At 69.1% G+C, this 5883-nt stretch carries 9 protein-coding genes; 4 read left to right on the forward strand and 5 right to left on the reverse strand.

Annotation, left to right across the window (positions count from 1 at the left end; translation table 11 throughout):
• Positions 1 to 487: GntR family transcriptional regulator (locus MCM47_RS32425; protein WP_238949584.1), on the reverse strand; the 487-nt coding region annotated here is incomplete at its 3' end.
• Between the two features lie 109 nt (positions 488 to 596).
• Between MCM47_RS32425 and MCM47_RS32430 the strand changes: the two genes are divergently transcribed.
• Genes MCM47_RS32430 through MCM47_RS32440 form a run of 3 tightly spaced genes read left to right on the forward strand, consistent with a single transcriptional unit; the run spans position 597 to position 1485 of the window.
• Positions 597 to 821 carry a hypothetical protein gene (locus MCM47_RS32430; RefSeq protein ID WP_238949585.1) on the forward strand — a complete coding sequence of 75 codons (225 nt, stop codon included), beginning with the start codon at positions 597 to 599 and terminating at the stop codon, positions 819 to 821.
• Positions 818 to 1033 carry a hypothetical protein gene (locus MCM47_RS32435; protein ID WP_238949586.1) on the forward strand — a complete coding sequence of 72 codons (216 nt, stop codon included), beginning with the start codon at positions 818 to 820 and terminating at the stop codon, positions 1031 to 1033. The genes MCM47_RS32430 and MCM47_RS32435 overlap by 4 nt, the downstream gene beginning before the upstream one ends.
• Positions 1030 to 1485: a hypothetical protein gene (locus tag MCM47_RS32440; protein ID WP_238949587.1), complete on the forward strand. Its 456-nt coding sequence runs from the start codon at positions 1030 to 1032 to the stop codon at positions 1483 to 1485. The genes MCM47_RS32435 and MCM47_RS32440 overlap by 4 nt, the downstream gene beginning before the upstream one ends.
• 196 nt (positions 1486 to 1681) lie before the next feature.
• On the opposite strand, the gene MCM47_RS32445 is transcribed toward MCM47_RS32440, so the two are convergent.
• Positions 1682 to 1930: a helix-turn-helix domain-containing protein gene (locus tag MCM47_RS32445; protein ID WP_238949588.1), complete on the reverse strand. Its 249-nt coding sequence runs from the start codon at positions 1928 to 1930 to the stop codon at positions 1682 to 1684.
• Positions 1931 to 1982: 52 nt separating this feature from the next.
• Between MCM47_RS32445 and MCM47_RS32450 the strand changes: the two genes are divergently transcribed.
• Positions 1983 to 2303, forward strand: a complete 321-nt coding sequence (locus tag MCM47_RS32450; protein ID WP_238949590.1) for a hypothetical protein — start codon at positions 1983 to 1985, stop codon at positions 2301 to 2303.
• Here the strand turns inward: MCM47_RS32450 and MCM47_RS32455 are convergent.
• From MCM47_RS32455 to MCM47_RS32465, 3 genes are all read right to left on the reverse strand, one after another.
• Positions 2287 to 3228, reverse strand: a complete 942-nt coding sequence (locus MCM47_RS32455) for a hypothetical protein (protein WP_238949592.1) — start codon at positions 3226 to 3228, stop codon at positions 2287 to 2289. The genes MCM47_RS32450 and MCM47_RS32455 overlap by 17 nt on opposite strands.
• A gap of 699 nt (positions 3229 to 3927) precedes the next feature.
• Positions 3928 to 5388, reverse strand: a complete 1461-nt coding sequence (locus MCM47_RS32460) for a site-specific integrase (RefSeq protein ID WP_238949599.1) — start codon at positions 5386 to 5388, stop codon at positions 3928 to 3930.
• Positions 5358 to 5883, reverse strand: a 526-nt coding sequence (locus MCM47_RS32465) for an ImmA/IrrE family metallo-endopeptidase (protein WP_238949601.1), incomplete at its 5' end; no start/stop codon positions are given. The genes MCM47_RS32465 and MCM47_RS32460, both read right to left, overlap by 31 nt.

Below are 5883 nucleotides of genomic sequence, written 5' to 3' on the forward strand. Positions count from 1 at the left end.
GGCTGCCGCCCGTGACGGCCATCGGCTCCCAGCTCTCGGCGAGCTGGGTCGGTTCGCCGTCGGCGAGGTACACGTAGCTGGTGTGCATGACAGGGTCGCCGGGTCGGATCTCCAGCCGCGCCGCGATCCGGTCGTCGGCGGCCCGCGGCTGGGACTCGTGCCGCCAGGTGCCGGCCACGCCCTGCCGGGCCAACGTGGCCTCCGTGGGCGATCCCTCGCCGGGCGCGACGCGCTGACGGCGGACCAGGACGGGCGGCGGCTCGGGGCTGCGGACGAAGTACCCGCGTCCCTGCCTCGCGACGACGAGTCCGTCCTGTTCGAGGACGCGGTAGGCCGACTGGCCGACGGCGGTCGAGTAGCCGTGCTCGCGTCGGAGGTCGGCGAGCGAGGGGAGGCGGTCCCCGGGCTGGAACTCTCCGGCGGCGATCCGGGTGCGGAGGCCGTCGGCGATTCGCAGGTAGGGGGAGACGTCGTCGCCGTCTGACATGCGTGTCCTCCTACTGTGCGTGCGCGCTGGGTGACAGACTATGGGCTCTGGCTCTACTGTATGCATAGACCTGAGCCCGATACATACAGGGGGATCGGTGCAGATCGGCATGCGTGCGAGGACGGTCCGGGCCGCCCTGGCCCAGGCGGCGGGCGCCCCGGTGTGCGTCACCCACCCCCGCCCCGGGATCGTCCGGCTCATCGTGCCGGTCGGCCCCGGCGCCATAGAGCGCTGGGCCGACGTGCTCGACATCGTGACGCCGTGCCACGCCTGGGGATCGCTCAACGCCACCGGCACGGTGGCGCTGTGGGCGGAACTGGAGGAGCCGCAATGACCGTTGCCCAGCGGCCGGAGACGCCGCCCTACATCCTCATCACGCTGGACACGTCGCGCGCTGGCCGCTACGTCAGCGCCGAGTGCCAGTTGGACGCTCACCATGGGTGTCCGGGCGGGCTGTGGGACGAGGCCGGCGCCCGCGTGCTCGTCTGCCTCTGCGGACACCCCGGGTGCTCGTGCGCCCGCAATCTGCCAGGGGCGGACCAGTGAGCGTTCCCGATGGGGAGCCCGCCGAGGCAGACGACAGGCCGATCGAGCTGGGCATGTGCGAGTACTGCACTGCGTGGGTCCGCGGCCGATGGGTTCGGGACCAGACGCCCCACACGGCGATCGTCGAGCACTGCGACCCGGACCCCCGATCAGCCCCTCACCCACCCCTCGGCGTCGATAGCCTCGTTGAACTCAAAAGCGGATGCACGGGGGCTGCAGAAAGGGAACTCATGAACCACTTGCCGACGGCCGACGACCCGCAATCGGGCGCCGCGGTCGAGACGTTCCGCGGAACGAACGGTGAGCTCGTCCACGCGCGCCGCGCGCCGATGGGCCTGATCGTGGTGCAGCTCGATCAGGCCGCGGTTGCGATTCCCGCCGCCGAGGCCGCCCGACTCGGCCGAAGGATCCTCCGGCTGGCCAACTTGGAGGGGGAGGGAGGTGATCAGTAGTGGCATGCCCCAGGGGCTGCGGCTGCGCGATGTACGTGAACGGCAGGTACTGGCAGTGTCCGATGTGCGGGTACCTGGTGCCATACAACGGCTACGTGCCCGCGCCCGAGCAGCTGGATGACGCCAGGGCCGCGAGCCCTCTCCGCTGCTGACCAGGCCGACCCGGGCCGGCGTACTGCCTCGCGCCGACCCGGGTCTACTCATCCCGGAGGAGACGCCAGGTCGGGACGCCGAGCGCGCGGGCGGCTGCGACGAGGTCATCCAGGCTGGGCGGCGTGTGGCCGAGCTCCCAGTTGGAGATGGACTGCCGGTCGCGGTTGATCAGCGCGGCGAGCCGCTCCTGACTGACGCCGCGCTGGCGGCGTAAGAAGCGGATCCGGTCGCCGACCGCGCGACGTTCGTGCAGCTGGTGAGGGTCGGGCTGTCGTTGGGGTGGGGTCGGCACCCCTTGACGCTGGCGCGGCCTTGATCAAAAGTCTGCATACCAAGGTCATCACTTGATCGATTACCTGTTCGATAGGATCGCCCTACCGCAGCCCGGGGGGACAGACCGGGAGCACACCCTGTACACCCTCGCCATCCCCGACCTGATCGAGCCCGAGCAGCACGAGCGCCTAGGCGACGCGATCGCCTCCCTCGCCGCGGTACTGCAGGCAGCTCCGATACGGCCCGACCGCGCGAACGCGTACCTCTGGATGATCGCTGGCGAGGGCGGAGAGCAGCGCGTTCTGGACTACATGGGCGCCGAGTCCGCGTTCGAGCTCCGCTTCTACGCGGACGGCAGACACTACACTGCGACGATCACACGTCGGCGGTAGCTGCCTCGCGACGTGCCCACCAGTACAGGAGCTGTGCCACGGTGGCGGCGCCTGCGATCCGCCGCAACTCGGCCAGTCGGTTGTTGACAGTTCGTCGTGAGATGTTCAGCTCGGCTGCCGCGTCGTCCTGGTCAAGGCCGCGCGCGAGGCACCTCAGGATGCCCAGGTGTACCGGCAGTAGCGCGGCCTCCGTCGTCCCATCCCACGGTTCCGCTCGGGCCCAGTCACGTTCGAACCCTGCGGCGACGGCGGCGACCATCGCGGGATCAGTGACTACAGCCGCCTGCTCCTTACTGATCTCCTCGCCGGTCCAGGGGTCGAGGACCGCCACGAAGGCGACCTGGCGATCGATGACGATCGCCCGGCCGAAGGCCTTTCCCGTCCTGACCTGTGCGCCCTGCTCGGTCATGGTCTGGGCCCAGCGGGCGGTCGGCGCGTGGGTTCGGACGCTGGGCAAGTAGATGGTGCGCATCGCGGCCCGGCGGCGGAGGACGCCAAGGTCTCGCTGATAGCTGACGGCCAGCAGGTCCGCGGGCCGCGGGCCGGTCTGCTGGGCTGTCAGGAGCTCACGCTCACAGGTGTTGATCAGCCCTTCCAGCCGCTCGTTGATGGCCGCTTTGCCGGTCAGGATCTCGACGCCGCCGCGCTGGTGGCTGCTGCCTCCGGAGTGTGCGGCCTGGTATGCCGCGGCCAGCGCAGAGACCTGGACAGGAAGTATCTGAGCCTCGGCGATCAGGTCGCCGGCCGCGCGCAGGAGTTCGGTGCGTCGGTCACGCAGTGCCGACAGCGGGTCGAGCGCAACGTAGTTTCCCGGCCGGCCCGTGTCGGGGGCGACGAGGTGGGTCGCGACGAGCTGATCGAGCTCCGGGCAGGGCGCCGGATCTGTGTGCTTGCCGGACAGGATGCCGAGGTACAGATCGCGCACTGCACGAACAGGAAAGAATCGACCTGATGACGCATCAGCCTTCATCCCGATTGCCCCGATTCGCCCTAGATCCCGATTGCCTAATTGTGCAACGTTCGCAGGATATCGCGAGCAGGGTTGATCCGAATTTGAACGGTCTACATGCTGGATCCCAGAGGGGGAACGGCCCCCTCCGCTCACCGGAAGGGGTGAACGATGCACGCTGTCCGTCGCACGGCAGGGATCCTCACCGCCGGCCTCGCCCTCGCGGGCGCCGCAATCGCCATCACCGCGACTCCGCCCTCGGGGCCCGTCGTTCCGGCCGCCGACTCTGTCTGGGGTGCCGTCCCGGTCGAGCCTGCGCCCCACCCGACCCCGGCACCGACCGCGACCCTCGCGGACTCGGTCTGGGGCTAGCGGCTCGCGCCGCTCCACGTGCTCCCGCCCCGCAGTGCCCGCTTGCATCGGGCGCTGAGGGGCGGGAATTCAAGGGGCTGCGGTAGGAACCCTCATTGCTGGGAGGCATCCGGATCCTACCCGCCCCTCGACGCCGCCCCGTACCCCCCAAGTGGAGGGGTGCGGGGCGGCTCGTGCGCCCAGAGGCAGGGAGAACCCAGGGAGTCCTCAGGGAGGAGCCGTGCCGCAGGGAGTGTGCAGGGAGGCTTTGTCCGGGGAGCCTCGGGGATTCATGGGGAAACATGGGGAGCCCGTTCGCCCTGTTCAGTGCCCCGACGACGCCTCTCCAACGGTTCCGTTGCTGACCTCGGGCTCCTCGACGAAGTCCACCTTCTTGAACTGGCGGTTCATGTCCGCCTTGACCGCCGCCCCCGCCCCGACCAGGGCCATGTCTGCCGCCCATCGAGCCACCGCCGCCTCCAGGGAGTCCTGAGGGAGAATTTGCTTCTGAGGGGGTTCGAACCACGCGTTGATCGCCGAGCGCCCCCGCTGTACCGCTCCGGGGACCATGTGCCCGTACACCTCCAGCGTAATCTTCACGGTGGCGTGTCCCATCCACGTCGACACGGTCACCGGGTTCTCGCCCGCCCCGAGGTTGACCGACGCGTAGGTGTGGCGGAGGCAGTGGAATCCGTGCTCGCGGGTGTCGCCGTACGTCTTCGCCGGCCGCCGCCAGCTCACGTCTGGCAACGTCGCCAGGTCCAGCCGCTGGACGATGCCAGCGTGTTCCAGCGCGGGCTTCCAGTAGCTCGTGTTGAAAACGCCGGGAAGGACTGGCGTGCCCTTCTCCGCCAGGACGATGAGCCGAGCTGTACGGGGCTTGCGCTGCTTCGCTTCCTGCTCAGTCGCCGGCTCCTCTGGGTCCTGCCAAGGCAGCGTGATCTGAACGGGCGGGTAGGACGCGATGTGTGCCCGGATGCGGGCCGCCACGTTCGGCGCCACCGGCACCCGGCGTGTCTTCTTGCCCTTCGGAAGGCAGAAGTAGGGACGCCCGCGCTCGTCGAACCGCAGCTGGCGCTGGATGAACACCTCTTCGGCATCCCAGTCGAAATCCTCTGCTGCCAGGCCGAGCGCCTCACCCTGCCGCAGCCCGAGACCGACGCCCAGGTCGACCATCACCCTGTAGCGGTCGGCCAGGCCGGCACGGATCGCGTCGACGGTCTCTTTCGACCAGGCCTTCGCCTTCCGGCCTTCCTCTGGGGTCGGCTTGAGCTCGCTGTGCTCACGGCACGGGTTCTCAACGATCCGCTTCGCCTTGCGCGCAGTCTCCAGGATGGTGCTCAGGTGCGCCCAGATCGCCTGAGCAGAGGTCACGCCCACCCTGGTGAGCAGGTCGGCCTTCCATTCCTTCAGCGCTTCGTAGTCGATCTCCAGGAGCTGCAGGTGCCCGAGGTAGGGGATGATGTGCCGCCACACTCTGCTCTTAACCGACGCGCGGGACGAGACCGGATACGCGGCGCTCGGCCACCACTTCTGGACGATGTAGTCCTCCAGGAGGATCTGACCGTCGCGCGGGTCGACGAATCGACCCTCTGACTTCTTCGTCGTGGCCTGAGCGAGCCAGATCTTGGCATCGCCCGAGGCGTGGAACGAGCGCGAGCGCACGCCCGGGATGCCGGCGACCTTGTAGCGCTTCCCCTTGCCCCATAGCGCGGTGCGTTCGCGCTTACCTGTCGCGGGGTTCGGCCGCTTCTTCAGCCAGCGATCTTCGATGTACCCAGCCACCGGGCGCCCCCCTCCAGGTCGGCGATGCGGGCCCGCAGGACCCAGGTGGTGACGCTCAGTTCGGCGGCCAGCTCGGCCTCGCTGGTGGCCCACTGCCGGGCCGCACAGAAGTCGGACAGCGCGATCAGCTTGCGGCTGGCCCTCAGGTCGGCACGGCGCTCGGCACGCATGCCGTCCCCACGGCCGCAACCGGTGTCCCCTGCGAGAATGTGCTCGACTTCGTGCGCGAGGACGCACCGTTCCTCGGTCGGGCTCAGCCCCTTGGCGATGATGACGACGCGCTGTGCGGGGGCCCATGCGCCCCATGTGTCCCGCAGCCAGTACCGGATGACGGGTATGCCCATCTGCTCCAGCGCGGCGTGCGGATCGTACGACAGCCCAGCTACTTCGGCGGCGGCTGCGGGCATGCCTCTCCCCCTGAATCCTGACGTGTGGGAGGCATGCCGGAGGTTGAATTCTGGCATATGCGCGTGGGGAAACGTGAGGAAATATGCA

Origin of the sequence: Kitasatospora sp. A2-31 (assembly GCF_022288725.1) — a bacterium.
Classification (GTDB): Bacteria; Actinomycetota; Actinomycetes; order Streptomycetales; family Streptomycetaceae; genus Kitasatospora.

Bases quoted from the DNA above. Each gene is read 5' to 3' on its own strand.
- MCM47_RS32430 (WP_238949585.1), top strand. From the start codon at position 597: ATGCGTGCGAGGACGGTCCGGGCCGCCCTGGCCCAGGCGGCGGGCGCC.
- MCM47_RS32435 (WP_238949586.1), top strand. From the start codon at position 818: ATGACCGTTGCCCAGCGGCCGGAGACGCCGCCCTACATCCTCATCACG.